Origin of the sequence: Pseudomonas sp. MYb118, assembly GCF_040947875.1 — a bacterium.
In the GTDB taxonomy this organism is placed as follows: Bacteria; Pseudomonadota; Gammaproteobacteria; order Pseudomonadales; family Pseudomonadaceae; genus Aquipseudomonas.
In genome coordinates, this window is the sequence record NZ_JBFRXN010000002.1 from 117,374 (window position 1) to 142,419 (window position 25,046).

22 protein-coding genes are annotated in these 25,046 nt (G+C 63.1%); 9 read left to right on the forward strand and 13 right to left on the reverse strand.

What is annotated here, in order from left to right; all coding sequences use genetic code 11:
- Nucleotides 1-138: 138 nt before the first annotated feature.
- From ABVN20_RS06350 to ABVN20_RS06360, 3 genes are all read right to left on the reverse strand, one after another.
- Nucleotides 139-2,100, reverse strand: coding sequence for a methyl-accepting chemotaxis protein (locus tag ABVN20_RS06350; RefSeq protein WP_368554684.1), 1,962 nt, complete (start codon nt 2,098-2,100; stop codon nt 139-141).
- Between the two features lie 108 nt (nt 2,101-2,208).
- On the reverse strand, nt 2,209-3,585 hold the full coding sequence (locus ABVN20_RS06355) for a PLP-dependent aminotransferase family protein (RefSeq protein WP_368554685.1): 1,377 nt from the start codon (nt 3,583-3,585) through the stop codon (nt 2,209-2,211).
- Nucleotides 3,586-3,839: 254 nt separating this feature from the next.
- Nucleotides 3,840-4,601: an SDR family oxidoreductase gene (locus tag ABVN20_RS06360; RefSeq protein ID WP_368554686.1), complete on the reverse strand. Its 762-nt coding sequence runs from the start codon at nt 4,599-4,601 to the stop codon at nt 3,840-3,842.
- Nucleotides 4,602-4,828: 227 nt separating this feature from the next.
- Here ABVN20_RS06360 and ABVN20_RS06365 point away from each other — a divergent pair, with 227 nt between their 5' ends.
- Nucleotides 4,829-5,833 (forward strand): NADP-dependent oxidoreductase, encoded by a 1,005-nt coding sequence (locus tag ABVN20_RS06365; protein ID WP_368554687.1) that lies wholly within the window; start codon nt 4,829-4,831, stop codon nt 5,831-5,833.
- Nucleotides 5,834-5,962: 129 nt separating this feature from the next.
- Here the strand turns inward: ABVN20_RS06365 and pyrF are convergent, their stop codons facing one another.
- Nucleotides 5,963-6,661 (reverse strand): orotidine-5'-phosphate decarboxylase, encoded by a 699-nt coding sequence (gene pyrF, locus ABVN20_RS06370; protein WP_368557671.1) that lies wholly within the window; start codon nt 6,659-6,661, stop codon nt 5,963-5,965.
- Between the two features lie 293 nt (nt 6,662-6,954).
- Here pyrF and ABVN20_RS06375 point away from each other — a divergent pair, with 293 nt between their 5' ends.
- The 3 genes from ABVN20_RS06375 to xopAW all read left to right on the forward strand — a co-directional run bounded on the left by ABVN20_RS06375 (nt 6,955) and on the right by xopAW (nt 9,644).
- The gene (locus tag ABVN20_RS06375) at nt 6,955-7,713 is read left to right on the forward strand and encodes a response regulator (protein ID WP_368554688.1); all 759 of its coding nucleotides are present in this window, start codon (nt 6,955-6,957) and stop codon (nt 7,711-7,713) included.
- Entirely contained in the window at nt 7,713-8,753 is a 1,041-nt protein-coding gene (locus tag ABVN20_RS06380) for a sensor histidine kinase (RefSeq protein ID WP_368554689.1), read from the forward strand. Before ABVN20_RS06375 ends, ABVN20_RS06380 begins: the two co-directional genes overlap by 1 nt.
- 219 nt (nt 8,754-8,972) lie before the next feature.
- Entirely contained in the window at nt 8,973-9,644 is a 672-nt protein-coding gene (gene xopAW, locus ABVN20_RS06385) for a XopAW family type III secretion system calcium-binding effector (protein WP_368554690.1), read from the forward strand.
- Nucleotides 9,645-9,820: 176 nt separating this feature from the next.
- On the opposite strand, the gene ABVN20_RS06390 is transcribed toward xopAW, so the two are convergent.
- The 9 genes from ABVN20_RS06390 to ABVN20_RS06430 all read right to left on the reverse strand — a co-directional run bounded on the left by ABVN20_RS06390 (nt 9,821) and on the right by ABVN20_RS06430 (nt 17,854).
- Nucleotides 9,821-10,861 carry an AI-2E family transporter gene (locus ABVN20_RS06390; protein ID WP_368554691.1) on the reverse strand — a complete coding sequence of 347 codons (1,041 nt, stop codon included), beginning with the start codon at nt 10,859-10,861 and terminating at the stop codon, nt 9,821-9,823.
- Nucleotides 10,862-10,930: 69 nt separating this feature from the next.
- Complete coding sequence (locus ABVN20_RS06395) at nt 10,931-11,737, reverse strand: DUF4892 domain-containing protein (RefSeq protein WP_368557672.1); 807 nt, start codon at nt 11,735-11,737, stop codon at nt 10,931-10,933.
- 106 nt (nt 11,738-11,843) lie between these two features.
- Nucleotides 11,844-12,698, reverse strand: coding sequence for an alpha/beta hydrolase (locus tag ABVN20_RS06400; protein WP_368554692.1), 855 nt, complete (start codon nt 12,696-12,698; stop codon nt 11,844-11,846).
- Complete coding sequence (locus ABVN20_RS06405) at nt 12,695-13,501, reverse strand: alpha/beta fold hydrolase (RefSeq protein ID WP_368554693.1); 807 nt, start codon at nt 13,499-13,501, stop codon at nt 12,695-12,697. Before ABVN20_RS06405 ends, ABVN20_RS06400 begins: the two co-directional genes overlap by 4 nt.
- A 121-nt stretch (nt 13,502-13,622) precedes the next feature.
- Nucleotides 13,623-14,066, reverse strand: coding sequence for a hotdog fold thioesterase (locus ABVN20_RS06410; protein ID WP_368554694.1), 444 nt, complete (start codon nt 14,064-14,066; stop codon nt 13,623-13,625).
- A 32-nt stretch (nt 14,067-14,098) separates the two neighbouring features.
- Nucleotides 14,099-15,766, reverse strand: coding sequence for an AMP-binding protein (locus ABVN20_RS06415; RefSeq protein WP_368554695.1), 1,668 nt, complete (start codon nt 15,764-15,766; stop codon nt 14,099-14,101).
- Nucleotides 15,767-16,000: 234 nt separating this feature from the next.
- The gene (gene sixA, locus ABVN20_RS06420) at nt 16,001-16,453 is read right to left on the reverse strand and encodes a phosphohistidine phosphatase SixA (protein WP_368554696.1); all 453 of its coding nucleotides are present in this window, start codon (nt 16,451-16,453) and stop codon (nt 16,001-16,003) included.
- Nucleotides 16,450-16,797 carry a DUF4389 domain-containing protein gene (locus tag ABVN20_RS06425; protein WP_368554698.1) on the reverse strand — a complete coding sequence of 116 codons (348 nt, stop codon included), beginning with the start codon at nt 16,795-16,797 and terminating at the stop codon, nt 16,450-16,452. Before ABVN20_RS06425 ends, sixA begins: the two co-directional genes overlap by 4 nt.
- 31 nt (nt 16,798-16,828) lie before the next feature.
- Nucleotides 16,829-17,854, reverse strand: a complete 1,026-nt coding sequence (locus tag ABVN20_RS06430; RefSeq protein ID WP_368554699.1) for an NAD(P)H-dependent glycerol-3-phosphate dehydrogenase — start codon at nt 17,852-17,854, stop codon at nt 16,829-16,831.
- A 197-nt stretch (nt 17,855-18,051) separates the two neighbouring features.
- On the opposite strand from ABVN20_RS06430, the gene ABVN20_RS06435 reads away from it, so the two are divergent.
- The 5 genes from ABVN20_RS06435 to fabB all read left to right on the forward strand — a co-directional run bounded on the left by ABVN20_RS06435 (nt 18,052) and on the right by fabB (nt 25,001).
- Nucleotides 18,052-20,175, forward strand: a complete 2,124-nt coding sequence (locus ABVN20_RS06435) for a TonB-dependent receptor plug domain-containing protein (RefSeq protein WP_368554700.1) — start codon at nt 18,052-18,054, stop codon at nt 20,173-20,175.
- Nucleotides 20,176-21,108, forward strand: a complete 933-nt coding sequence (locus tag ABVN20_RS06440) for an ABC transporter substrate-binding protein (protein ID WP_368554701.1) — start codon at nt 20,176-20,178, stop codon at nt 21,106-21,108.
- The gene (locus ABVN20_RS06445) at nt 21,105-23,006 is read left to right on the forward strand and encodes an ATP-binding protein (RefSeq protein ID WP_368554702.1); all 1,902 of its coding nucleotides are present in this window, start codon (nt 21,105-21,107) and stop codon (nt 23,004-23,006) included. The genes ABVN20_RS06440 and ABVN20_RS06445 overlap by 4 nt, the downstream gene beginning before the upstream one ends.
- Before the next feature lie 247 nt (nt 23,007-23,253).
- The gene (gene fabA, locus ABVN20_RS06450) at nt 23,254-23,769 is read left to right on the forward strand and encodes a 3-hydroxyacyl-[acyl-carrier-protein] dehydratase FabA (RefSeq protein ID WP_003227150.1); all 516 of its coding nucleotides are present in this window, start codon (nt 23,254-23,256) and stop codon (nt 23,767-23,769) included.
- Nucleotides 23,770-23,780: 11 nt separating this feature from the next.
- Nucleotides 23,781-25,001, forward strand: a complete 1,221-nt coding sequence (gene fabB, locus ABVN20_RS06455) for a beta-ketoacyl-ACP synthase I (RefSeq protein ID WP_368554703.1) — start codon at nt 23,781-23,783, stop codon at nt 24,999-25,001.
- The last annotated feature ends 45 nt before the right edge of the window (nt 25,002-25,046 follow it).

A 25,046-nucleotide genomic window follows, 5' to 3' on the forward strand; every position in this document is an offset into this window, starting at 1 on the left:
CTCCTACAAATGCCCCACCGGACCTGTAGGAGCGAGCATGCTCGCGATGGTCGTTAACGAAAACGTGGGCTGTCTGAATGCCCGCGGTGCCTGCGCCACCATCGCGGGTAAGCCCGCTCCTACAGTTGGGGGTGTCGGCTAGAGCCTGAAATGCCCCACCATCCCCTTCAACTCACTCCCCAACTGCGCCAGCTCGATACTCGACGCCGCGTTGCCCTGCATCGCCATCGAAGACTGATCCGCACTGGCGCGGATGCTGGTTACGCTGCGGTTGATCTCTTCGGCCACCGAGCTTTGCTCCTCGGCCGCCGCCGCAATCTGCTGGTTCATCTGCTGGATCAATGACACCGCCGAGGCGATGCTGCCCAGGGCGCTCTCGGTTTGCAGCGCGTCACTGACCGCCAGCTTCACCAACTCGCCACTGCTCTGGATCTGCTGCACCGACGACTGCGCCGCCGAGCGCAGGGCGCTGACCAGCCGTTCGATTTCCTCGGTCGATTGCTGGGTGCGCCGGGCCAGGGCGCGCACTTCATCGGCAACCACCGCGAAGCCCCTGCCCTGCTCACCGGCCCGCGCCGCCTCGATGGCGGCATTGAGCGCCAGCAGGTTGGTCTGTTCGGCGACACTCTTGATCACACCAAGCACCGTGCCAATGTTCTGGATTTCCGCACTCAGGCTCTCGATGCTGGCACTGGCCGAGGACGCCGAGTCCGCCAGTTGCTCGATCCGCGCCATGCTCTGGCGCACCACCACCTGGCCACTTTCGACCTTGTCGTCTGCCGTCTGCGCAGCCAGCGCCGCTTCCTCCGCATTGCGCGCCACATCGTGCACGGTGGCAGTCATCTGATTCATCGCCGTGGCGACCTGTTCGGTTTCCTCTTTCTGGCTGCTGACCTCAAGGTTGGTCTGCTCGGTCACCGCCGACAGCGACTGCGCCGAACTGGCCAGTTGCTCGATACCCGCCTGCAACCCGCTGACGATGCTGCTGAGCCCCTCCCCCATCTGCTGCATAGCCTGCATCAACTGGCCGATTTCGTCCCGGCGCGTCACTTCGACCGTGGCACTCAAATCGCCCGCCGCGATCTGCTGGGCGACACCGATCACCCTGCGCAGCGGCCCGACAATCAAACGAGTGATGACCCACGACGCGATCAAGCCGACCAGCAACGCCAGCGCCGAAGAGCCGATGATCAACATCGAGTTCTTGTTCAGTTCAGCCTGCATCGACTGGTCTTCGGCGAGATAGGCCTGATCGACCCGCGCCATCACTTCTGCCGCCCGCTGATTGAGTTGCCCGTAAACGGTTTTCTCCTGAGCCAGCAGATCGGTGTATTCCGCGAGTTTTTCGCTGAAACCGCCGATATGCCCGACCACTTCATTCAGCACCGTCAGGTAACCTTCATCCTTGACCGTGGTTTTCAGTTGCTCGGCCTGAACCAGCGCCTGGTCGGCCTGCTCGATCTTGCCCTGGGCACTGTCGTCGCCCTTGCGGCTCTGGTCCAGGCGCACACGGGCTTCGTTCATGGCCTGCAGCATCAACCGCGACACCTGGCTGACCTGGCTGGCCTGTTCGATGAACTGGGAACCGTCCTTGCCTTCGGAATCCTTCAGGGTATAGGCGCCGTCATCGGCCAGACCGGATTGCAGCACATCCAGGTTATTGGCGACGCTGGACACCGACCAACTGGCCATCTCCAGCGCCAGGTCCTTGGCCTGACTCAGCGAGACGAACTCATCGAAAGCCTGGCGATAAGCGCCCAGGGACTGCTCGACATCGTTCATCACCGGCACATTGGCCGGCGACTGGGCCTTGAGTTGATTGGCCAGGGCGACCAGACCATCGACGCCCTCATGCAGCGCGGTGACGATTTTCGGGTTGCCGTGCAAGGCGTACTCCTGCTCGAGCAAGCGCACCTTGAGCAGGCCGCTGTTGAGCGAAGACATCTGCTTGAGCCCGTCGAAGCGCTGGCTGATGGTTTGCAGGGACCAGACACCGATGGCCGCGACCAACGCGGTCAACAACAGGACCAGCACAAATCCGATACCCAGTTTTTTCGCCATACCGAGGTTGGCAAAACGTCCTTGCACGGCCGAAATCATTGCACTTAGTCCCCTGACATAGTCTGTTGGCGCAGATTCGCAACGGGCCTGTGCGAGCACAAGTCTCTGGCGTCGGAATAATGGCAAAAAGCTACGCCAACGTCGTTTTCAGAACGCTTGAGGTCGATCCGAAGCCGTGGCTTGAAAGAACGCCCGGGCCCGCGGATCACAGGCGCAGGCCACATTGATCCGCTGCCAGTCACTGGCCTGGCCGGTTGGGCTGAATGCCGTCGAGGATGACAACCGTACACCGAATCGCCGTGCCTGGATCCGTAACTGAGCGTAGTCGGACTGGCGCGGTCGCGCCCAGATGAACAGGCCGCCCACGGGCTTGCCGAAGACCTCCCACTCGGCGTCTTCCAGCGCTTGCAGTGCGGCCTCGCGGTCATGCCGCAAGCGCTGGCGCAGGCGCAGCACCAATTTGCGATAGGCGCCGCTGGCCAACAGGCGAGCCAACACCGCCTCGCAAAACCCGGAAGCCCCGAGACTGCTGACGCGCTTGACCTCGGCCAGTCGCGAGATCACGTCGGCACCGGCCATGACGAAGCCGACCCGCAAGGAACTGCTGAGGGTCTTGGAGAAACTGCCGACGTAGATGACCTGGTCATCCAGGGCCGCCAGCCGCGTGCCGGGGCCGCTATGCAGGTCTGCGTAGACATCGTCCTCGATGACCTGCACGCCATGGCGCTTGCTCAGTTGCAGGACCCGCTGCGCCACCAGGGGCGCCAGATTGCTGCCCGTCGGGTTGTGGTAGAAGCTGTTGATGAACAGGGCTCGCGGTTTTTTCTCGAGCAGCAATGCCTCGAGCACTTCAAGATCAGGACCGCGGGGGGTGCGCGGCACTTCGAGCATCGAGACGCCCTGCAACCGGAGCAGCTCGAACAACTGGGAATAACCGGGGCTTTCGACCACAACGCAATCGCCTGGCTTGAACAGCGTCCGCGCGATCAGATCGAGCCCCTGGCTGGCCCCCGCCGTGGTCATGATTTGCTGGTCTTGCGCGGCGATATCGAGCAGGCCCAGGCGTTTGCTGATCTGCCCTCGCAGTGCAGGCAGGCCCAGCGACGTGCTGTAGTTGAACAGGCTGGCCATGTCGGTTCGACTGACCTCGCGAATCGCGTAAGTCAGGTCATCCGTCTCACGCCAGCTCTCCGGCAGGCCGCCGCCCCCCAGCTTCAATTCGGCGGCCGCGACGACGGGCTGCGACTCCACCCCCTCGAACCAGAGTGCATCGGTGGCGGTCATCAGCGGCGCGGCGACGACAAAGCCAGTACCGTGACGCGACGCCAGCACGCCTTGCGCCACCAGCCGATCACACGCCTCGACCACGCTGGACTGGCTGAGCAGGTTGGTACGCGCAATTTGCCGGGCGGAGGGCAGGCGCGTTCCCGGTTCTATGTCGCCCTGACGCAACCAGTACGCCAGCGCATCGACAATTTGTTGCACGACGGGCACCAGGGCCTGTCGATCTATTCTCAATTCCATGAGCAAGCAAACTCCTGTTCGTTTGACCGAAACAGTTAATCACAGGCGTGCTCGATGGGATGTGCGACAACGCCGCCAAAATCTGCGGTTCTAACTGTTTGAAACAAAAATGCCGGGGATGGCGAAGAGAACATCGACTGTGGGAGCGAGCCTGCTCGCGATGGCAGTGGGTCAGTTGGCATCAATGTTTCATGCACTGAACCCATCGCGAGCAGGCTCGCTCCCACAGGGGGAGGAAGGGAAATAGCGAGAAATCAGAACGCCGTTACGCCCCCGTCCACCGCCAGCGAATGGCCGGTGGTGAAGGCGGCGCCATCGCTGCACAGGTACAGCACGGCACTGGCGATTTCCTCGACCTTGCCGATGCGGCCGACCGGGTGCATGGCGTTGGCGAATTCAGCCTTTTTCGGGTCGGCTTCATAGGCCCGGCGGAACATATCGGTGTCGATCACGGCGGGGCATACGGCATTGACGCGGATTTTCTTCTTGGCGTACTCGATGGCGGCCGATTTGGTCAGGCCGATCACCGCGTGCTTGGACGCCGCATAAATGCTCATCTTCGGCGCGGCCCCCAGGCCTGCCACCGAAGCGGTGTTGACGATCGCGCCGCCGCCCTGGGCCAGCAGCAACGGCAACTGATACTTCATGCACAGCCACACACCCTTGACGTTGACGCCCATGATCGCGTCGAACTCGTCGGCAGTGCCTTCAGCCAGCTTGCCCTTTTCGATTTCGATGCCGGCATTGTTGAAGGCGTAATCCAGACGGCCGTAGGTATTCACCACTTCGTCCATCAGGTTTTTCACGTCGCTTTCCACGGTAACGTTGCAACGTACGAAGGTCGCTTCGCCGCCAGCGGTACGAATCAACGCCACGGTGCCTTCGCCCCCTGCGGTGTCCATGTCGGCCACCACCACTTTGAGGCCCTCGGCCGCGAACGCCTGGGCGGTCGCCCGACCGATACCGTTGGCGGCGCCCGTGACAACAGCGACCTGGCCGGAAAACGTCATGCTCATTGTGTGGTCCTCGAAGTGATGAATGCGTGAAGCCAGTCTAGCCACAGGCACTGCCTTCGCGGCAGCACTATCAGAGGGCCGGTTGTGCGCCCATGACTGGCAGTGATGAAACCTGCACCCCAACTATCACCACACTGGATCAAGCTGCATTCGCCGCATCAGCCAAACTTGCGGCATTGGCGCGGGCGGGCTATCACAAAGGCTTCATTCACCGTTGAGTGCCTGTCATGACTTCCCAGACCAATCGTCAGTTCCTGCTCGCCAAACGTCCGGTGGGCGCGGCTACCCGTGAGACGTTCACCTATCAGGAGGTGCCGGTGGGCGAGCCCGCCGCGGGTCAGATCCTGGTCAAGAACGAATACCTGTCCCTGGACCCGGCCATGCGCGGCTGGATGAACGAGGGCAAGTCCTATATCCCGCCGGTGGGTATCGGCGAAGTCATGCGCGCCCTGGGCGTGGGCAAGGTCGTGGCGTCGAACAACCCGGGGTTTGCGGTCGGGGACTACGTCAATGGCGCCCTGGGCGTGCAGGATTACTTCCTCGGAGAGCCGCGCGGTTTCTATAAGGTCGATCCGAAACTGGCGCCACTGCCGCGTTACCTCTCCGCACTGGGCATGACCGGGATGACCGCCTACTTCGCCCTGCTCGACGTCGGCGCGCCCAAGGCCGGCGACACCGTGGTGCTGTCCGGCGCGGCGGGTGCGGTCGGCAGCATTGCCGGGCAGATTGCCAAGATAAAGGGGTGCCGGGTCGTTGGCATTGCCGGTGGCGCGGATAAATGCAGGTTCCTGGTCGAAGAGCTGGGTTTCGACGGCGCCATCGACTACAAGAGCGAAGACGTGCTCGCCGGCCTCAAGCGCGAGTGCCCGAAAGGCGTCGACGTGTATTTCGACAACGTCGGCGGTGACATCCTCGACGCCGTGCTGACCCGCCTGAACATGAAGGCGCGGGTGGTGATCTGCGGTGCCATCAGCCAGTACAACAACAAGGAAGCGGTCAAGGGCCCGGCCAACTATCTGGCACTGCTGGTCAATCGCGCGCGGATGGAAGGCTTCGTGGTGATGGACTACGCCGCCCAGTTCGCCGCCGCCGGCCAGGAAATGGCCGGTTGGATGGCCCAGGGGCAGCTCAAGAGCAAGGAAGACATCGTCGAAGGACTGGAGACCTTCCCCGAGACGCTGATGAAATTGTTCAGCGGGGAGAATTTCGGGAAGTTGGTGTTGAAGGTGTGATCCGGCACCCGGATTAATCACACCCCTGTAGGAGCGAGCTTGCTCGCGATGGCGGTATGTCAGTCGACTTATCTGTCATCTGATACATCGCCATCGCGAGCAAGCTCGCTCCTACAGGGGGTTATGGCGTCAGGCCAGCTCTGCAACCACCGCTGCCAGCGCCTTGGCCGGATCTGCCGCCTGGCTGATCGGGCGGCCGATCACCAGGTAATCGGAACCGGCGTCCAGCGCCTGGCGCGGGGTGAGGATGCGGCGTTGGTCGTCCTGGGCGCTGCCCGCCGGACGAATCCCCGGGGTCACCAGTTGCAGCGATGGGTGAGCCGATTTCAGCGCCTGGGCTTCCAGCGCCGAGCACACCAGGCCGTCCATCCCGGCTTTTTCCGCCAGGGCCGCCAGGCGCAGTACCTGCTCCTGCGGTTCGATGTCCAGGCCGATGCCGGCCAGGTCTTCACGCTCCATGCTGGTCAGCACGGTCACGCCGATCAACAGCGGTTGCGGCCCGCTGCGCTTGGACAGCTCTTCACGGCAGGCCGCCATCATGCGCAGGCCACCGGAGCAATGCACGTTGACCATCCACACGCCCATCTCCGCCGCCGCCTTGACTGCCATCGCGGTGGTATTGGGAATGTCGTGGAACTTGAGGTCCAGGAACACTTCGAAACCCTTGTCACGCAGGGTGCCGACGATTTCCGCGGCGCAACTGGTGAACAGTTCCTTGCCGACTTTGACCCGGCACAGTTTCGGGTCCAACTGGTCGGCCAGCTTCAACGCGGCGTCACGGGTAGGGAAATCCAGGGCGACGATGATAGGAGTCTGGCAGGCGGACATGTGCGGGCTCTCAGGCAGGACGAAATCGGCGCGCATTGTAGCGGAACCTGCGCGGCTGCGGGACCCGATGATCGGTAAAACATCACGCGAGCCCCGCCAAGCTTAGCCCTTTGGCCAATTGTGTCGAGACCGATACACTCACGACACGCCCACAACATCCTTGCCCGCTACCCTCGGCAGCCGCAACACGTCCTTACAGCACTTCCCGCCCTCGGGCCGGACGCCTATGCTGGAACCACAACCTCGCAGCCCATCTTTGTGGTTGGCAGCCTCCCTGGCAGATGAACGCACGCATGCACAGCACCCAAGCCCCCTTGAACGACGATCAAAAAGCGCCCGGCGACGACAGACGCTGGAGCATTCGCGCGCTGATCGTCGACGATGACGTCCCGATCCGTGAACTGATGATCGACTACCTGGCCCGGTTCAACATCCACGCCAGCGGCGTCACCGATGGCGCGGCCATGCGCCAGGCCTTGCAGGCAGAACATTTCGATGTGGTGGTGCTCGATCTGATGCTGCCCGGCGAAGACGGCCTGTCGTTGTGCCGCTGGCTGCGCGCCGAGTCGGATATCCCGATCCTGATGCTGACCGCCCGTTGCGAACCCACCGACCGGATCATCGGCCTGGAACTGGGCGCCGACGATTACATGGCCAAACCGTTCGAGCCCCGGGAACTGGTGGCACGGATCCAGACCATCCTGCGCCGGGTGCGCGACGACCGCACCGAACAGCGCGCCAATGTGCGCTTCGACAACTGGCGCCTGAACAGCGTGCTGCGCCAGTTGATCGCGGCCGACGGCCTGGTGGTGCCGTTGTCCAACGCCGAGTTTCGCCTGCTTTGGGTGTTCATCGAGCGCCCGCGTCGGGTGCTCAGCCGCGAACAACTGCTGGACGCGGCCCGGGGTCGTTCGATCGAAGCCTTTGACCGCAGCATTGACCTGCTGGTCTCGCGCCTGCGCCAGAAACTCGGTGACGACCCGAAAGCCCCTCAACTGATCAAGACCGTTCGCGGCGAAGGCTACCTGTTCGACGCCCGGGATATCGGCTGATGCGAGCGCGCTTCGATACGCTGTTCGGCCGCCTGTTTGGCGTGCTGCTGGTAGCGATCATCCTGGCGCACCTGCTGGCATTTGCCTGGTTCCATCATTACGGTCCGCCGCCCCCACCGCCGCCGCCCGAATTCACCCAAGGCCCGGATGGCAGGCCGGACCCGCGCTTCGAACACCGCCCGCCACGCCCCTGGTTCGGCGGGCCGCTGGTGCCGCTGACGTTCCAGTTGGTCACGCTGATCATTGCCGCCTGGTACGGCGCCAAACTGCTCAGCCGGCCGATCCAGCGCCTGAGCGACGCCGCCGAGCGCCTGAGCGAAGACCTCGACAGCCCGCCGCTGGACGAGTCCGGTCCACGGGAGGCCAGGCAAGCGGCGTCCACGTTCAACCTGATGCAAAAACGCATCATCGAACAGGTGCAGCAACGCTCGCGCATGCTCGGCGCGGTCTCCCACGACCTGCGCACACCGCTGTCACGGCTCAAGTTGCGCCTGGAACAGATCGACGACGACAAACTGCAAGGCCAGATGCGCCAGGATCTGGACGACATGATCAGCATGCTCGACGCCACCCTCACCTATCTGCACGAGCAGCGCACCAGCGAAGCCCCGCAATGGATGGACGTGCAGGCGCTGGTCGAGTCCCTGAGTGAAAACGCCCAGGATCAGGGTGCCGATGTCCAGGCCAGCGGACATTGCGCACCGTTGCAAGTGCAACCGATGGCCCTGCGCTCGTGCATCAATAACCTGATGGACAACGCCCTGCGCTATGCCGGTCAGGCGCGGATCGAGCTTGAGGACAGCCGCGAACGGCTGATGATCCGGGTCATCGACCACGGGCCGGGGATCGCCGAAGACAAACGCGAAGCGGTGTTCGAACCGTTCTTCCGCCTGGAAGGCTCGCGCAACCGCAACTCCGGGGGTGTCGGCCTGGGCATGACCATCGCCCGCGAGGCCGCCGAACGGATGGGCGGGCACTTGACCCTGCATGAGACACCGGGTGGTGGTTTGACCGCGGTGATTCGCTTGCCGAGATCTTGAGCCTTACGGCGCACCCTGTGGGAGCGGGCTTGCTCGCGAATGCGGTGTGTCAGCCTGCGAATAAGTTGACTGATGCACCGCCTTCGCGAGCAAGCCCGCTCCCACAATTGTCCGTGTGTGTGAGCATCGGTACAAATCTCATATACCCACGACAAACGGCTCCCCGAGGCTGCACAAGCCGGTGCACCCGCCGGTTTTCCATTCCAGGGAGTGAGCCCGATGATCGGTAGCGTGAGCAACTACACGAGCTATACCAGCAGCGTCAGCAGTATCAGTAACACCCGCAGCCAGCAGTTCCAGAAAGATCTGTTTAGCAAACTCGACAGCAACAGCGACGGCACCGTGGATCAGGACGAGCTGCAAAGCGCCCTGTCGCAGAAGTCCGATGACGGCTTGCTGGTCAGCCTGAGCAAAAACTTTGCCGATCTGGACAGTGATGAAAGTGGCAGCCTGAGCAGTGAAGAAATGGCGGCGATGGCGCCACCACCGCCACCTCCCCGTGATCAGGCAGCGGATACCGAACTGGCCGATGCGCTGATCAGCGCGCTGGACACCGACGGTGACGGCGCCATCAGCAGCGACGAGCTGAGCAGCGGCCTGACCAGCGCCGGCAGCAGTGCCGACAGCAGCGAGATCTTTTCCGCCCTGGACAAGAACGAGGACGGGGTCGTCAGCAACGACGAACTGGCCGCCAGCCTTGCCCCGCCACCGCCGCCACCGCAGCAGGCCTCCAGCGAAGCGCTGTTCAGCCAGCTCGATACCGACAGCGACAGCTCGACCAACCAGGCGAACGTGGCCCAGGCCCTGGAAAAAATGATCGCCAACCTGAGCAAGCAGTATTCGCTCGACAACGTCGCCACCGTGGGCAAATACCTCGACGTGGCGACGTAATCTGCGGCGCCCTTGAGGCCATCGCGAGCAAGCTCGCTCCTACAGGGGGTCGCGTTCTCCTGTGGGAGCGAGCCTGCTCGCGATGGTCGTTAACGATGACGCGGGGTGCCTGACATGCCGCGATGCCTGATCTTCCATCGCGAGCAAGCTCGCTCCTACAGGGGGTGGGGGTGTTTTCAGGGTTTTGCCTGGCTTTTGCTCCAGTCGTTCAGCAGGCTGTACGCCACGGCCAGCAAGGTCGGGCCGATGAACAGGCCGATGAAGCCGAATGCGATCAGGCCGCCAAACACGCCGAGCAGGACGATCACCAGCGGCAGGTTGCCGCCCCGGCTGATCAGGTAGGGCTTGAGGACGTTGTCGACGCCGCTGATGATGAACGTCCCCCAGATGCCGAGGAACACCGCCATCCCGTACTCGCCTTTCCAGGCCAGCCAGGCGGTGGCCGGGATCCATACCAGCGGCGGTCCCATGGGGATCAGGCTGAGCAGGAAGGTGACGATACCCAGCACCAGCGCGCCGGGTACGCCGGCAATCAGGAAGCCGATCAGCGCCAGGATCGCCTGGGCCGCCGCCGTGCCGATCACCCCGTTCACCACCCGTTGCACCGTGCCCGCCACCAATTCGATGTAATAACCGGCGCGGTCACCGATCAAGCGCTGCAACAGCGTGTGGACGAAGGCCGCCAGGCGCGGGCCGTCGCGGTAGAAGAAGAACACGAAGACGATGCTCAGCGTCAGCTCCAGAATGCCCCCGCCAATCTGTGCGCTGCGCGCCAGCAGCCAGTTGCCGACCTGCCCCAGGTAAGGCTTGAGCGACACCATCAGCGCCGCGCCCTGCTGGTCGATGCTGTTCCAGATCACCACCAGCCGTTCGCCCACCAGCGGAATGCCGCCCAGCCAGCTTGGCGCCTCGGGCAGGCCGTCCATCTGCACATCCTTGATGAACGCCGTGGCATCGCGCACATGGTCGGCCAGGTTGAACCCCAGCCACACCAGCGGCAACGCCACCAGCAATATCCAGCCCAGGGTCAGCACCGAGGCCGCCAGGGTTTCACGGCCCCTGAGCCAGCGGGTCAGCAGCACCATCAACGGCCAGCTGGCAAAGGCCAGCACCGCGCCCCAGAACAACGCCGACCAGAACGGCGCCATCACCCAGACGCTCGCACCAAACAACACCAGGAGCAGGATCTGCACCAACAGCCGATCGTTATTGATCATCCGAATCTCGAGAAAAGTCCATCTGCACAAGAGTAGGCGAACGCGGCCAGCGCGCTCGCCCGGTACAGCTTATCGCAACAGTTCGATGCGCAGGTTAGAGCCTTCGACGCTACCGGTCTCCAGACGCGCGGCGCGTACGCCCTGGCCAATCAGCGCCTGGCGCCAGGCTTCGGCATTCGGCCCGGACACGCTCACCCGCAGGCCCGTGTCCAGGTTCAGGCCACGGGACAGCAGGCGCAGCCAGGTCTCGTCGGGGGCATCGGTGAGTGTCGGGAAGTCGAGCTCACCAGTGCTCCTGAGCTCACGCAACAAGGTCGCGGAGGTCGGCAGCAACTCCCCCAGTGGCGCGCCTGCGGTGAACTGCTCGACATGCAGGTAGGCTTTGCGATTGCCGCGGGTGATGCCGTACAGCGCCACCAGCGTGTTGTCGTTCGGTGCCGCCAGACGCAGCAACAGGTACGCCTGCTGGTCATCGGAACCATAGAGCTTGGCGTTGCCGAAGACTTCATTGGCCCACAGGCTGCTTTCCCCGCAATCACGGGCCTGGCACCAGAACAGCAACTGCGCGTCCTGCTTTTGCAAGGCCTCGCGGGCGCCAGTGAAGGCCGCGTTAGAGGTCTGCTCCGCGGGCAGCTCGTAGGTCACCGAGGTGGTTTGCCCGCGGGCGTTGACCTGGCCGTCAAAGCGCAACTGGCCGCTGATCTTGCGAATCGAGCCCATCGGGTAGATGCGCTCCATTTCGGTCGCCGGGCGATAGTCGACGATCTGCGAGTCGATCATGCGCGGCACGATCGGCAGGTCCTGACTGCCCGGCACATCGGCGGAAAATGACAGAGGACTGAAACAGCACAGCGCCAGCAGACTGAGTGAACGTATGGACAGGCTCATCGGATCAGCATCGCCCGGGCACCCTCGGTGTAGAGATCTTTCATGGTTGTCTCCCCATTCAACCCGACCAGCCTCGACAGTTGCCCGACGCAAGTCAAGGAATGGCGAAGAACCGATTGAAACAGTCTGCTACAAGAGCGGCCCCGGACTCGTCGTTCAGGTGCAGATGATGACCGCCCGGCAACTGCTCATGGCTGAAGGGTAGACGCTCCAGCAGCTCCGGGTGTTTGGCCAGCATGCCATCGGCAGCGACGATCAGCCGCGCCGGGCAACTGACCCGCTGGACGAAAGCCATCGCCTGTTCCGTGGTCAGGCGCAAGGGCGATGGCAGCGTCAGGCGGCTGTCGGTGCGCCAGGTGTAACCGCCCTGCACCGGCACCAGGCCGCGCTGGGCCAGCAGTTCGGCGGCTTCGCGACTGACCGCCACCAGGCCTTTCATGCGGGCTTCAACGGCGCGGTCGAGGGTGGCATACACCGGTTTGCGTTTCTCGCGCAGGTCCAGTTGCGCCTGCAGGGCCATGCCCATGCGCTCGGCGGCGTTCTCGCCTTTGTCGGTCGGCGGGATGATGCCGTCGATCAGGGCCAGATGGGTCACGCGCTCCGGCATCGACCCGGCGATGATCAGCGAGGTGATCGCCCCCATGGAGTGTCCGAGCAGGGCAAAGCGCTTCAACCCCAGTTGTTCGGCCACTTGCAAGACGTCATGGGCGTAGTCCCACAAAGCATAACCGGCACCGACCGGACGATGTCCGGAATGGCCATGGCCGGCCATGTCCAGGGCAATCACGCGCAACCCGTCGAGCTTCGGCGCCAGGCGGGCAAAGCTGTTGGCGTTGTCCAGCCAGCCATGCAGGGCGATCACCGGCAAGCCGTCCTCGGGGCCGAACAGATGCGCGGCCAGCTCGATGTGCGGCAGGCTCAGGCGGACTTCCTCAACCACCGGGCTCATGCGCAATCCTGCTGGCGACGACCATCCCAGCGACTGAACAGGTCCTTGAGCAGGATGGCGGTATCCTGCGGGCGTTCGAGGGGGAACATGTGCCCGCCGGGCATGCTCAGGGATTCACCCAGCGGCAGGCGCCCGACGGAACTGGCGTGATGACGCATGACCACGCGGCTGTCGTGCCCGCGCACCACCGCCAGTGGCACTTTCAAGTGTCGTGCGCGACCTGGGCTGGTGTGGGGCACGCCACGGTAGATGCTGATTTCCGTGGCCGGGTCGAAACGCAGGCGCAACTTGTCGCCGACCTGCTCCAGGCCGTGTTGCAGGTAAGCATCGAAGCAGTCCGGGTCAAAACCACGGAACAGGGTTTTGCCGGCGAAATAACGGCGGGCGCTGTCGAGGTCGGCGAATTCTTCCTTGCGCCCCAGCGTACGCCCCGCCGGCGTCAGGCGGTCGATGAAACCAAAACGCTTGGCCGCGCGGATGACCCACTGATCAGCAAGGGTCAGCACCGGCGAGTCGAGCATCACCACGCCGCGATACAGCTTCGGGCAACGCAATGCGGCGTGCAGGTGCAGCACGCCACCGAAGGAATGCCCCACGCCCCACACCGGCTGCGCCTGTTGTTCGAGGTGGTGAATCAGCTCATCGACCAGGTTGTTCCAGTTGTCGTCCGCCGGGAAACGCGGGTCATGGGCATGCTGCTGCAAATGCGCGACCTGATACTCGGGCGCCAACGCCGCGAACAACTTGCCGTAGGTCCCCGACGGGAATCCATTGGCGTGGGCGAAAAATATCTGCTGCGACATACCGGCAAATCCATAGGCAAAGACAGGTGTCGATTGTCCGCAAGACAGCGGCCAGCAGCAATGACCGTAACTGCCAGGAATGATGACAGTCCGGTCAGGCTGATAGCGGGGCCGCCTGCAATCAGCGTCCGGGCGGGTTCTCGCCCAGGGGCACCACCGCCATGGTCAGGCGCGACACGCAACTGGCCTTGCCTTCATCGCTGGTCAGGCGAATGTCCCAGACGTGGGTGGTACGCCCGAGGTGAATGGCCTTGGCCACTGCGGTCACCCGCCCGCTGCGCAGGCCGCGCAAATGGTTGGCGTTGATTTCCAGGCCCACGCAATAGAACTTGCTGGCGTCGATGCACAGGTAACTGGCCATGGAACCGACGGACTCGGCCAGCACCACGGAAGCGCCACCGTGCAGCAGGCCATAAGGCTGGTGAGTGCGGTGGTCGATGACCATGCTGGCGGTCAGGGACTCGTCATCGAAGGATTCGAAGCGGATGTCCAGCACCTCGCCAATGGTGTTTTTCTGAATTGCGTTCAACTGTTCGATGTTCGGAGTGGTACGCCACAAACTCATCGCAGGCATCCTTTATTGGTTTTGTTCGTGCCTCAATCCTGCCACAGCACCGCGTCGCTGTGCTCGCTCCATTCTTCGAACCGCGCCCCGTACGCCGCTTCGATCACGTTGCGCTTGATCTTCAGGGTCGGCGTGAGGAAACCGTTTTCCACCGCCCAGCTGTCCTTGACCACCACCAGCCGGCGCAGACGCTCGTGTTTGTCGAGCACACCGTTGACCTCCTCCAGCAGTTTTTCCAGGCTCGAATGCAGGCCCGCCCGTGCGGCGCCATCGGCGTCCTGCTGGCCGACCGCCGAGAGCACGCACAAGCCCAGCGGCGCGATCAGGCCGTCACCGACCACGCAGACCTGCTCGATCCGCGAATGCACCGCCAGGCGGTTTTCGATCGGGGCCGGTGCCACGTACTTGCCTTTGCTGGTCTTGAAGATTTCCTTGAGACGCCCGGTCAGGCGCAGGTTGCCGTCGGCGTCCTGTTCGCCCTTGTCACCGGTGCGCAGGAAGCCGTCCTCGGTGATGGTCTCGGCGGTTTTCTGCGGCTCCTTGAAATAGCCGAGCATGGTCGCGCCGCTGCGTACCAGCACCTCGCCGGATTCGTCGATCTTCACTTCCACTTCCGGGCACGGCCTGCCGATCCAGCCGCTCTTGTATTCGCCGGGCCGACCGATGTGCGAATACCCGCAGCTTTCGGTCATGCCGTACACCTCCAGCACGTCCAGACCGAGCTTGCGATACCACAGCAGCAGGGTCTGCGGCACCGGGGCCGCGCCGGACAGGGCCACCCGCAACTCATCCAGCCCGAGGCCGGCGAGCACCTTGTGCCCGACCCGCTTGCCGATGAAGGGCAGGCCCAGGAGGAAATCCAGGCGTTTGGCCGGGATCTTGCCGTAGACGCCCATCTGGAACTTGGTCCAGATGCGCGGCACGCCGAACAGCGCCGTGGGCCGCGCGCGCTGCATGTCGGTGAGGAAGGTGTCGAGGCTCTCGGCAAAGAACACGGTCTGCCCGGTATAGATCGACGCCAGTTCGACGAACATGCGCTCGGCGACATGGCATAGCGGCAGGTACGACAGCAGCCGGTCGCCCTCGTTGAGACCGAACAACTGCGTACCGCGACTGGTGGCGAACCCCAGGTTGCCAAAGGTGTGCATCACCCCCTTGGGCAGGCCGGTGGTGCCGGAGGTGTAGATGATGGTCGCCAGTTGATCGACGGTGGGGGTCGGGTTGTCCTGGATCGGCGAGCAGGTTTGCAGGTCGGCCCAGCTGAAAGCGAAATCGCCCGGCGGATGCAGCGGCAGGCTGATGGTGGGCAGGTCGGGGCTGACCCCACGGGACATGGCGGGCCAGTCATCGAGCTTGCCGATGAACGCCAGCGCCGCTTCGGAGTGCTGCAGCACTTGCCCGACGGACTCGGCAGTAAGGTTGGGGTAAAGCGGCACCGACACATGCCCGGCCATCCAGATCGCGAGGTCGGCGATGATCCAGTGGGCGCAGTTTTTCGAGATCAGGGCGATGTGGCTGCCCGGCGGCAATTCGCGTGCCCGCAGCCAGTGCGCGGCGCAACGGGCCTGGTGACCGACGTCTTCCCAGGTCAGCGTCTCGACCTTGCCGCCGCCCACTGGCTGAACCAGATAGCGCTGACGGGGATGACGGGCTTCACGCTCGTAGAAGACGTCCAGCGGCAAACGAAAAGCAGCAGGCATGCGACTCGCTCCTTTGTTGTTTTTTGTCTGGGAGCAAGCGTAGCCAACCAAGCGGTTGCTTGGTTGGTTGTTTCACAAAAAGATACATAACTGCCTGAAACAGCCACCGCCGAAAAACTGTGGGAGCGAGCCTGCTCGCGATGGCGGTGCTCCAGTCGGCATTGCAGGTGCCTGACACGCCGCAATCGCGAGCAGGCTCGCTCCCACAGGGGGTGGGGAACAGTGCACCCAGGTTTAAGGGTGCTTGATCCCGTTCAGCTTCATGCTCCCCGGCACCGGCAAGTCACCTTCCAGCTCGGCCAGGCCAGCGGTCTTCACGGTTTCCGGCTCCTGCACATGACCGTGCTGCAAGAAGCCCAGCAGGTTCCCCACCAGCGGGTTGTGGCTGACCAGCAGCACGTTGTCCACCGACACCAGCTGCTCGGCCACCCTTTGCGGGCGATTGTCCGGGGTCAGCCATTCGACGGTGCGGATGTCCGGCGCGAAACCCAGGGCGGTGCGCACGATCTCGGCGGTTTGCTGCGCACGCAGGTAGGGGCTGGCATAGATGGCTGTAATCGGCTTGCCCATCAATTCGGCCGCCGCGCGCAGCACTTCTTCGCGACCGTGGTCGGTCAGTGCTCGCTCGGAGTCCGGACGTTTGCCGTAAGGCTCGGCCTCACCATGACGCAATACCCAGAGTTTCATAGCTTGGGTTCCTCATCTCGGGCCGGATGCGGCGCAGGCGGCACGGTGTGTGGCGCTTCGCCTTCCGGCGCACGCGGCGCCGGCCAGTCGGCGAACGGCCAGGGTTTCTGGTCGCTGTGGAAGGTGCCGAAACGACCGATCTGGGCCAGGAACTGGCTCAGGCTGTCGCCGAAATTCATCAGGCTGGCGTTCGGGGCGCCATAAAACAAACGATAGACCAGTTGCACCAGCACCACGGCGCCAAGGATGAACTGCGCCACCTGCCAGACCAGCAGGAAGACGATCATCCACAACACCCGCAGCAGGATGGACTCGTATTTGGCTTCTGTTTTCGGATCGTTCATGCGCAATGCCCTGCCCTTGTCTAAAGCGTGATCAGTTGAAACCGCTGGTGGAAATGAAATCGACGTCGGTCTTGGGTTCGCCACGCATCAGCAGTTCAATCACCTGATTGAGCGTGCGCCCTTCGAACAGGATGGCGTGCAGCCCGGCGACCAGCGGCATGTACACCCCCACTTCCTGGGCCTTCGCCTTGAGCACTTTGAGGGTGTTCACGCCTTCGGCGACTTCGCCCAGGCGCGTCACGGCTTCATCCAGGCTCAAGCCCTGACCGAGGGCGAACCCGACCTGATAGTTGCGACTCTTGGGCGAGGAACAGGTGACGATCAGGTCACCGACGCCAGCCAGCCCGAGGAAGGTCATCGGGTTGGCCCCCTGATTCACGGCAAAACGGGTCATTTCCGCGAGGGCCCGGGTGATCAGCATGCTCTTGGTGTTTTCGCCCATGCCCAAAGCCACCGCCATGCCGGCGATGATCGCGTAGACGTTTTTCAGTGCCCCGCCCAGTTCCACGCCAAAACGGTCGGCGCTGGCGTACACACGGAAAGTACGGCCATGCAGAGCGGCCTGGACCTTCTGGCAGAGTTCTTCGTCTTCGCTGGCGACCACGGTGGCGGTCAACGCATGCTCGGCGACTTCACGGGCCAGGTTGGGCCCGGACAGCACGCCGATGCGCGCCTGCGGAGCGATCTCTTCGAGGATCTCGCTCATCAGTTTGAAGGTGTGGGCTTCGATACCTTTGGTCAGGCTCACCAGCATCTTGCCGCTCAGCAGCTGCGCGTGGGGGGCGAGCACCGAACGCAACGCGCTGGACGGCAGCGCGACGAAGCACAGCTCACTGCCCTGCAGCGTGGCCAGAAGGTCGGTGGTCGGCTCCACGGCCGCCAGCACCTTGATGCCCTTGAGGTAGCGCGGGTTCTCGCGATTGACCGCAATGGCCTTGGCCTGCTCGGGGTCACGCATCCACAGACGGACCTGATGTCCGTTCTCGGCCAGCAGGTTAGCCACGGCGGTACCAAAACTTCCGCCTCCCAGGACCGCAATCGGGCGCTGTTCAGTCATATGCAATCCGTTAATCCATACCAGTGGCGATGCCCGGCATTATACGGAGCGGCCCAGTGACGGACAGCCCCCGCGTCAATTACCGGCACTTGTCAGAAGAAGACCAATAATTGCGAGGAAAATGCGGTCATCGTGACTGGAAAAGTCGATCGTCTCGGTTAACATGCGCGCCAGTGATTCGCTATCAAGGATGTGTCGTGTCGTTTGGCCCTGTTTCATCTCGTTCGCCCCTGGTCCTGGCCTTGCTCTTCAGCCCGCCGCTGCTGGCCGAAGACCTGTTCGCAGACAGCGAACCGCTGCCCCAGGTGTTGACCGCCACCCGCCTGAAACAGTCGCCGGCCGCTGTGCCCGGCAGCATGACGGTGATCGACAGCGAACTGATCAACAGCAGTGGCGCCCGCGACATCAGCGAATTGTTACGTCTGGTGCCGGGCATGATGGTCGGCAACATCACCGGCAATCAGCCCACGGTGAATTACCACGGCACCAACGCCAGCGACGCGCGGCGCCTGCAAGTGCTGATTGACGGCCGCTCGGTGTACCGCGCCGGCCTGGCCACGGTGGACTGGAGCGATATCCCGGTGGCCATGGAAGACATCGAGCGCATCGAGGTGTTCCGCGGCCCGAATACCGTCAGCTATGGCGCCAATGCGCTGATGGCGGTGGTCAACATCATCACCCGCAACCCGGCTGACAGCCTCGGCACGCGCCTGAAAGTCACCCGCGGCCAGCGCGGTATCGACGACTTCTACGCCAGCCAGGGCGTGGGCTGGGACAGCGGCGACCTGCGCCTGTCGGTGTCCGGCCAGCAGGATGATGGCTTCGATTCCGACCGTCGCGGTGCCGATTACCGCGACAGTCGCCGGCTGAACCGGATCAATCTGGCGATCAGCCAGGTACTCGACGAGTGGCAAAGCCTGGATTGGCAATTCAACGCCAAGGAAGGCAGTAATCAGCGGCCTTACACCTACCGCCCGGTGTTTTCGGGAATTACTGCTGCCGGTAACAACTCTGACGTCAATGCCAAGGATTACGCCGGCTCCCTGCGCTGGAACCTCGACATCAGTCCCGAGCACAGCCTTTATATCCAGGGTTCGGCCCAGCATTGGGACCGCCAGCAGACGTGGCGCGCCTGCGACGCCGAGGTTTCGTTCAGTCCCGAACTGGCCGAACTCTGGCAGCTCAACCCGAACTACACCGAACGCCTGGCACGCAACATGCCGCGCTACCTGGGTGCCGGCGCACCGGCCGGAACCGCGGCGGAACAGGCCCTGGCCAACAATGTGCTGGACCAGTGGCGCGCCGGTGCCGGGCAAACCCTGTGCGGGGATATCGACCAGAGCATCCGCGAGTCGCGCTACGACCTCGAACTGCAGGACACCCTCAGCCTGTCCGACAGCCTGCGGCTGGTCAGTGGCGTGAACTATCGTTACGACCGGGCCGATTCCGAGACGTATTTCAATGGCAAGTTCGATGACACCACCTGGCGCACTTTCGGCCAGCTCGAGTGGCGCGCCACCGAGCACTGGCTGTTACAGGGCGGCGCCATGTTCGAGGACACCCGGCTGACAGGCAGTTCGCTGACGCCGCGAATGGCGGTCAACTACCTGATCAACCCGCGTCACGGCCTGCGCGCGGTGTATTCGGAAGCGATCCGTTCGCCGGACATGTTCGAGAACAACGTCAACTGGAGCTACCGGGTGACCAACCTGCAGCCCGCGGCCTACGGCCAAGGCAGCGCCCGCTATTTCGTCAGGACCCGCGGCCCCGGCGACCTCGACAAGGAACGCATGCGCTCGCGGGAACTGGGTTACAACGGCTTTTTCGTCGATTGGGGACTGGCGGTGGACGTGAAGGTGTTCCACGACGAGATCACCGGCATGATCAGCGAGCCTCTGCGCAACAATCAGTACATCGCCAGCAACGCCAACAGCTCGCGCTTCTCCGGCGCGGAAACCCAGATCGACTGGCGCCTGAGCAGTGCCGATCGGTTGCGCCTGACCTACGCCTACGTCGATGCCCAGGCGAGCAACCCGCTCGATGCCTGGCAGACGGCGCGCAACAGTGGCTCTGCCGGCTGGCTGCGCAACTGGGGCCAGGGCTGGAACAGCGCGCTCTTCTATTATGGTGACGACGCGCTCAACGGCTATCGTTTCGAACGGGTCGACACACGCATCGCCAAACGCATCCGGCTGGGCAAGGCCAGCCTGGAACTGGCCGGCGTGCTCCAGCAACGCCTCGATCACCAGCCCACCACCTTCGTCGACAACCGCTATGACCAGCGCCGGGTGATGTACTTCAGCGCTGAGCTGGTGTTCTGAATGAACTCGCGCCTGTCCCGCAAGACCTCACCCCCTCGCCGCCTGCTCGCCGGATTGTACCTGGTGCTGGTCGGCTGGCTGGCGAGCCTGTCGGCCGGTGCCGAAGACATTGTGCTCACCGGCGCCGACGACAGCCCCGGCGTTCACGCGTTTGCCACGGCCCTTGGTGAACTGCGCCCCGGCGACACCGTACGTTTTCAACCGCTGGCCAGTCTGCCGGCACCGAGCCAGTTACCCGCCAGGACCCGCCTGATCCTGCTGGACCTGCCGAGTCTCGACTGGCGCCTGCAGGACACCCAGGGCCCGGCGACGTTGGTGCTGCGCATCAGCCGCCTGCAAGCCCGGCAGCGCCTGGGCACTACGTTGCCCGCACGCTTGAGCCTGCTGTGGAGCGATCCGCCGCCGCAACGGCAATTGCAGCTGACCCGCGCCCTGCTGCCTCAAGCCCGACGGGTGGGCGTGCTGTATGACCAGCACAGCGAATTTCTCCTCGGCGAGTTGCGTCAAACCGCGGATGCGCTCGGCCTGCAAATCATCAGCGAGCGCTGGGACAACATCCATGACAGCCGCCCGCTACAGAGCCTGCTGAAAAAAAGCGACGTGTTGTTGGGTCTTGATGACCCGGACCTGTACAACCCCAAGACCGCGAAAAACCTGCTGCTCAGCAGCTACGCGCGACAAACTGCACTGATCGGCCCCAACGCGGCATTCGTCAAGGCCGGCAGCCTCGCCACCAGTTACTCCGACCAGAACGATTGGCTGGCCATACTCGATGAACTGCTCGACCGCCCCCCGGCCACCTGGCCACGCGCGCATTACGCCGAACACTTCAAAGTCCTGAGCAACCCGCAAGTGGCTCGTTCATTGGGGATTGAACAGATCGACGAAGCGCTGGTCGCAACACAGTTGGCCGCAGGAGAAAGCCGCCCATGACTTTCCGTCGTCGTTGGGACATCAACACCCGCACGCAAATCATCAGCCTCGGCCCGGCCCTGCTGCTGACCTTGCTGTTGATCAGTTTCTTCACCTTCGTGCGGATCCAGGATTTGCGCCAGGAGCTCAACCACACCGGCCAACTGATTGCCAACCAACTGGCACCGGCGGCGGAATACGGGGTGATTTCCGGCAACAACGAAGTGCTCGACAGCTTGCTCAAGGCCACCCTGGCCACGCCGAACGTGCGTTTTCTGGAAATCCAGGACAGTGCCAACCGGATTCTGGTGTACGTCGAACACCCGGCGGAAAGCCATAACCGCTCGCAACAGGTCGAAGTGTTCCAGGCACCGGTGCGGCTGCAACGGATCGCGCTGCAAAGCGATTTTTTCCAGGGCAGCAAAGTCGCCAGTACCCTACCCGGCGAGGATTACCTGGGCCGGGTGATCGTAGGCCTGTCCAGCGACGCCTTCAGCAAGCGCCAGCAGGAAATCCTGTTCAAGGCCGGCATCCTTGCGCTGTTTGCCCTGTTGTTCACCTACCTGATCGCCCGGCGCCTGGCCGGCAGCCTGTCACAGCCGATCCGCGATATCGGCAATGCGGTCAAGGCGATCCAGAGCGGCGACTACACCACCCCGCTGCCGATTGTCGACGACGCCGAACTCGGCGCCCTGTCGCAGCACATCAATAACCTGGCCGCCGGCCTCGAACAGGCCAGTCGCGAACAGCATCAGGCCATGGCGCAACTGATCCAGACCCGCGAAGAGGCGGAAAAGGCCAACAACGCCAAATCCGATTTCCTGGCGATGATGAGCCACGAGTTGCGCACACCGATGAATGGCGTGCTCGGCATGTTGCAGTTGCTGGAAACCACCGAGATGACCGAAGAGCAGGTCGATTACGCGGCGCTGGCCTCGGAGTCCACCGAGCACCTGCTCAAAGTCATCAACGACATTCTCGACTTCTCGCGCATCGAACGCTCGGAACTGGAACTGGAGCACATTGCGTTCAACCTGGCGGACCTGATCGGCAGTTGCGCCCAGTCGTTCCAGCACAGCGCGGCGCAACGCGGGCTGCACCTGGCGTTGCAGATTCCGCAAGACATGCAGGCTTTGCAGGTTCAGGGCGATCCGACGCGCATCCGCCAGATCCTGGTGAACCTGGTCGGCAACGCGCTGAAGTTCACCGAGCAGGGCCGCGTCAGCATCGAAGCGCAATGGCAATCGCTGGATCACGAACTGCTGTGGTTCACCTGCACCGTGCGCGACAGCGGCATCGGCATTCCGGCCGAAAGCCTGGAGTCGATGTTCAACGCCTTCCAGCAGGCCGACAGTTCGATTTCCCGCCGCTACGGTGGCACCGGCCTGGGCCTGCCGATCGCCCGCACACTGGCCGAACGCATGGGCGGCACGTTGCGCGCCCAGAGTGAAGAAGGTCGCGGCTCGGCGTTCACCCTGGAAATCCCGCTGGCGCGCTACAAACAGACGCTACCGGTGCTGACGCCCCGCGCCCCCGCCGGCGCGGGTGACGGCGCCGGTCACAATGTGCTGCTGGTGGAGGACAACCCGGTCAACCAGACCGTCATCGAAGCCATGCTGCGCAGCCTGGGGTTCACCGTGAGCGTCGCCACGGACGGCGCCCAGGCGATACGCAGCGCCGAAAGCCTGATTTTCGATGCGATCCTGATGGACTGCCGGTTGCCGATCATCGACGGCTACGAGGCCACCCGACAAATTCGCCAACTGCCCGGCTGCAGTGATCTGCCGATCATCGCGCTGACGGCCAACGCCTTGCAGGGCGACCGGGAAACCTGCCTGTCGGCGGGAATGAACGATTACCTGGCCAAGCCGTTCAAACGTACGGATTTGCAGCAGATTCTCCAACGATGGGTGCAGTAGTACAGGCCTTTCGAGCATCTGCGACTGGCGTGTAAGGCGAAATTGCGGCAGTCTTAGGCACCCGAATAGCCTCGAAAAGGGGCTTGAATAATAATTTCAGTGCACAAGTGTACATTCATGTCCTTGGTGCTGTGACTTTCACTACAACGCAATAGTCTATGAGTAGGCTGCCGACTCGAGGCATGAACGCTTCGATCGGCCGGGAAGATTTGCCCCACCTGCCGCATGGGATTATTGAGGAGCTCGCATGACCAAACAAAACGCCTTTACCCGGGAAGACCTGCTGCGCTGCAGTCGCGGTGAGCTGTTCGGCCCAGGTAACGCGCAACTGCCCGCCCCGAACATGCTGATGGTTGATCGCATCACCCTGATCAGCGAGGAAGGCGGCAAGTACGGCAAAGGTGAATTGGTCGCCGAGCTGGATATCAATCCGGACCTGTGGTTCTTCGCCTGTCACTTCGAAGGTGACCCGGTGATGCCAGGTTGCCTGGGCCTCGACGCCATGTGGCAGCTGGTCGGTTTCTTCCTCGGCTGGCAAGGTTTGCCGGGCCGCGGCCGCGCCCTCGGTTCGGGCGAAGTGAAGTTCTTCGGTCAGGTCCTGCCGACCGCCAAGAAAGTCACCTATAACATTCATATCAAACGCGTCCTCAAGGGCAAGCTGAACCTGGCCATCGCCGATGGTTCGGTGACTGTCGACGGTCGCGAGATCTACACCGCCGAAGGCCTCCGGGTCGGCGTTTTCACCTCCACTGACAACTTCTAAGGGTTATCCGCATGCGCCGCGTCGTTATCACTGGTCTGGGCATCGTTTCGTGCCTGGGCAATGACAAAGAGACCGTCTCCGCTAACCTGCGTGCAAGCCGCCCGGGCATCCGGTTCAACCCGGAATATGCCGAAATGGGTCTGCGTAGCCAGGTTTCCGGCTCCATCGACCTCAACCTTGAAGAACTGATCGATCGCAAGATCTATCGTTTCGTCGGCCATGCAGCGGCTTACGCCTACCTGGCCATGAAAGACGCCATCACCGATTCCGGCCTGACCGAAGAGCAAGTGTCCAATCCGCGTACCGGCCTGATCGCCGGTTCCGGTGGCGCGTCCACGCTCAACCAGATGGAAGCGCTGGACATCCTGCGCGAGAAAGGCGTGAAGCGCGTCGGCCCATACCGCGTAACGCGGACCATGAGCAGCACCGTTTCCGCGTGCCTGGCCACCCCGTTCAAGATCAAGGGCCTGAACTACTCCATCGCTTCTGCCTGCGCCACCAGTGCTCACTGCATCGGTACCGCCATGGAACAGATCCAGATGGGCAAGCAGGACATCGTGTTCGCCGGCGGCGGTGAAGAAGAGCACTGGAGCCAGTCGTTCCTGTTCGACGCCATGGGCGCCCTGTCCAGCAAGCGCAACGACACTCCGGAAAAAGCCTCCCGCGCCTACGATGCCGACCGTGACGGTTTTGTCATCGCCGGCGGTGGCGGCATGGTCGTGGTCGAAGAGCTGGAACACGCTCTGGCCCGCGGCGCGAAGATCTACGCGGAAATCGTTGGCTACGGCGCGACTTCCGACGGCTACGACATGGTTGCCCCAAGTGGCGAAGGCGCGATCCGCTGCATGCAGCAGGCGCTGTCCACCGTCGACACCCCGATCGACTACCTGAACACCCACGGCACCTCGACCCCGGTCGGCGACGTCGCGGAAATGAAAGGTGTGCGTGAAGTGTTCGGCGACAAGGCTCCGGCCATCAGCTCCACCAAGAGCCTGTCGGGTCACTCCCTGGGCGCCGCCGGCGTTCACGAAGCGATCTACTGCATGCTGATGATGGAAGGCAACTTCATTGCCGGCTCCGCCAACATCGACGAACTGGACCCTGAAGTGGCTGACCTGCCAGTCCTGACCAAGACCCAGGAAAACGCCAAGATCGACACCGTGATGAGCAACAGCTTCGGTTTCGGTGGCACCAACGCAACGCTGGTACTCAAGCGCTGGGCTGGCAAGTAATTCGCCGCTGAGCCGTACCTGAAAACGCCCCGACTGGTTCGGGGC

What these genes read in the sequence shown, in the direction of transcription:
- ABVN20_RS06350 (WP_368554684.1), bottom strand. Translation starts at nt 2,100, where the DNA reads ATGATTTCGGCCGTGCAAGGACGTTTTGCCAACCTCGGTATGGCGAAA.
- ABVN20_RS06355 (WP_368554685.1), bottom strand. Translation starts at nt 3,585, where the DNA reads ATGGAATTGAGAATAGATCGACAGGCCCTGGTGCCCGTCGTGCAACAA.
- ABVN20_RS06360 (WP_368554686.1), bottom strand. Translation starts at nt 4,601, where the DNA reads ATGAGCATGACGTTTTCCGGCCAGGTCGCTGTTGTCACGGGCGCCGCC.
- ABVN20_RS06365 (WP_368554687.1), top strand. Translation starts at nt 4,829, where the DNA reads ATGACTTCCCAGACCAATCGTCAGTTCCTGCTCGCCAAACGTCCGGTG.
- pyrF (WP_368557671.1), bottom strand. Translation starts at nt 6,661, where the DNA reads ATGTCCGCCTGCCAGACTCCTATCATCGTCGCCCTGGATTTCCCTACC.
- ABVN20_RS06375 (WP_368554688.1), top strand. Translation starts at nt 6,955, where the DNA reads ATGCACAGCACCCAAGCCCCCTTGAACGACGATCAAAAAGCGCCCGGC.
- ABVN20_RS06380 (WP_368554689.1), top strand. Translation starts at nt 7,713, where the DNA reads ATGCGAGCGCGCTTCGATACGCTGTTCGGCCGCCTGTTTGGCGTGCTG.
- xopAW (WP_368554690.1), top strand. Translation starts at nt 8,973, where the DNA reads ATGATCGGTAGCGTGAGCAACTACACGAGCTATACCAGCAGCGTCAGC.
- ABVN20_RS06390 (WP_368554691.1), bottom strand. Translation starts at nt 10,861, where the DNA reads ATGATCAATAACGATCGGCTGTTGGTGCAGATCCTGCTCCTGGTGTTG.
- ABVN20_RS06400 (WP_368554692.1), bottom strand. Translation starts at nt 12,698, where the DNA reads ATGAGCCCGGTGGTTGAGGAAGTCCGCCTGAGCCTGCCGCACATCGAG.
- ABVN20_RS06405 (WP_368554693.1), bottom strand. Translation starts at nt 13,501, where the DNA reads ATGTCGCAGCAGATATTTTTCGCCCACGCCAATGGATTCCCGTCGGGG.
- ABVN20_RS06410 (WP_368554694.1), bottom strand. Translation starts at nt 14,066, where the DNA reads ATGAGTTTGTGGCGTACCACTCCGAACATCGAACAGTTGAACGCAATT.
- ABVN20_RS06415 (WP_368554695.1), bottom strand. Translation starts at nt 15,766, where the DNA reads ATGCCTGCTGCTTTTCGTTTGCCGCTGGACGTCTTCTACGAGCGTGAA.
- sixA (WP_368554696.1), bottom strand. Translation starts at nt 16,453, where the DNA reads ATGAAACTCTGGGTATTGCGTCATGGTGAGGCCGAGCCTTACGGCAAA.
- ABVN20_RS06425 (WP_368554698.1), bottom strand. Translation starts at nt 16,797, where the DNA reads ATGAACGATCCGAAAACAGAAGCCAAATACGAGTCCATCCTGCTGCGG.
- ABVN20_RS06430 (WP_368554699.1), bottom strand. Translation starts at nt 17,854, where the DNA reads ATGACTGAACAGCGCCCGATTGCGGTCCTGGGAGGCGGAAGTTTTGGT.
- ABVN20_RS06440 (WP_368554701.1), top strand. Translation starts at nt 20,176, where the DNA reads ATGAACTCGCGCCTGTCCCGCAAGACCTCACCCCCTCGCCGCCTGCTC.
- ABVN20_RS06445 (WP_368554702.1), top strand. Translation starts at nt 21,105, where the DNA reads ATGACTTTCCGTCGTCGTTGGGACATCAACACCCGCACGCAAATCATC.
- fabA (WP_003227150.1), top strand. Translation starts at nt 23,254, where the DNA reads ATGACCAAACAAAACGCCTTTACCCGGGAAGACCTGCTGCGCTGCAGT.
- fabB (WP_368554703.1), top strand. Translation starts at nt 23,781, where the DNA reads ATGCGCCGCGTCGTTATCACTGGTCTGGGCATCGTTTCGTGCCTGGGC.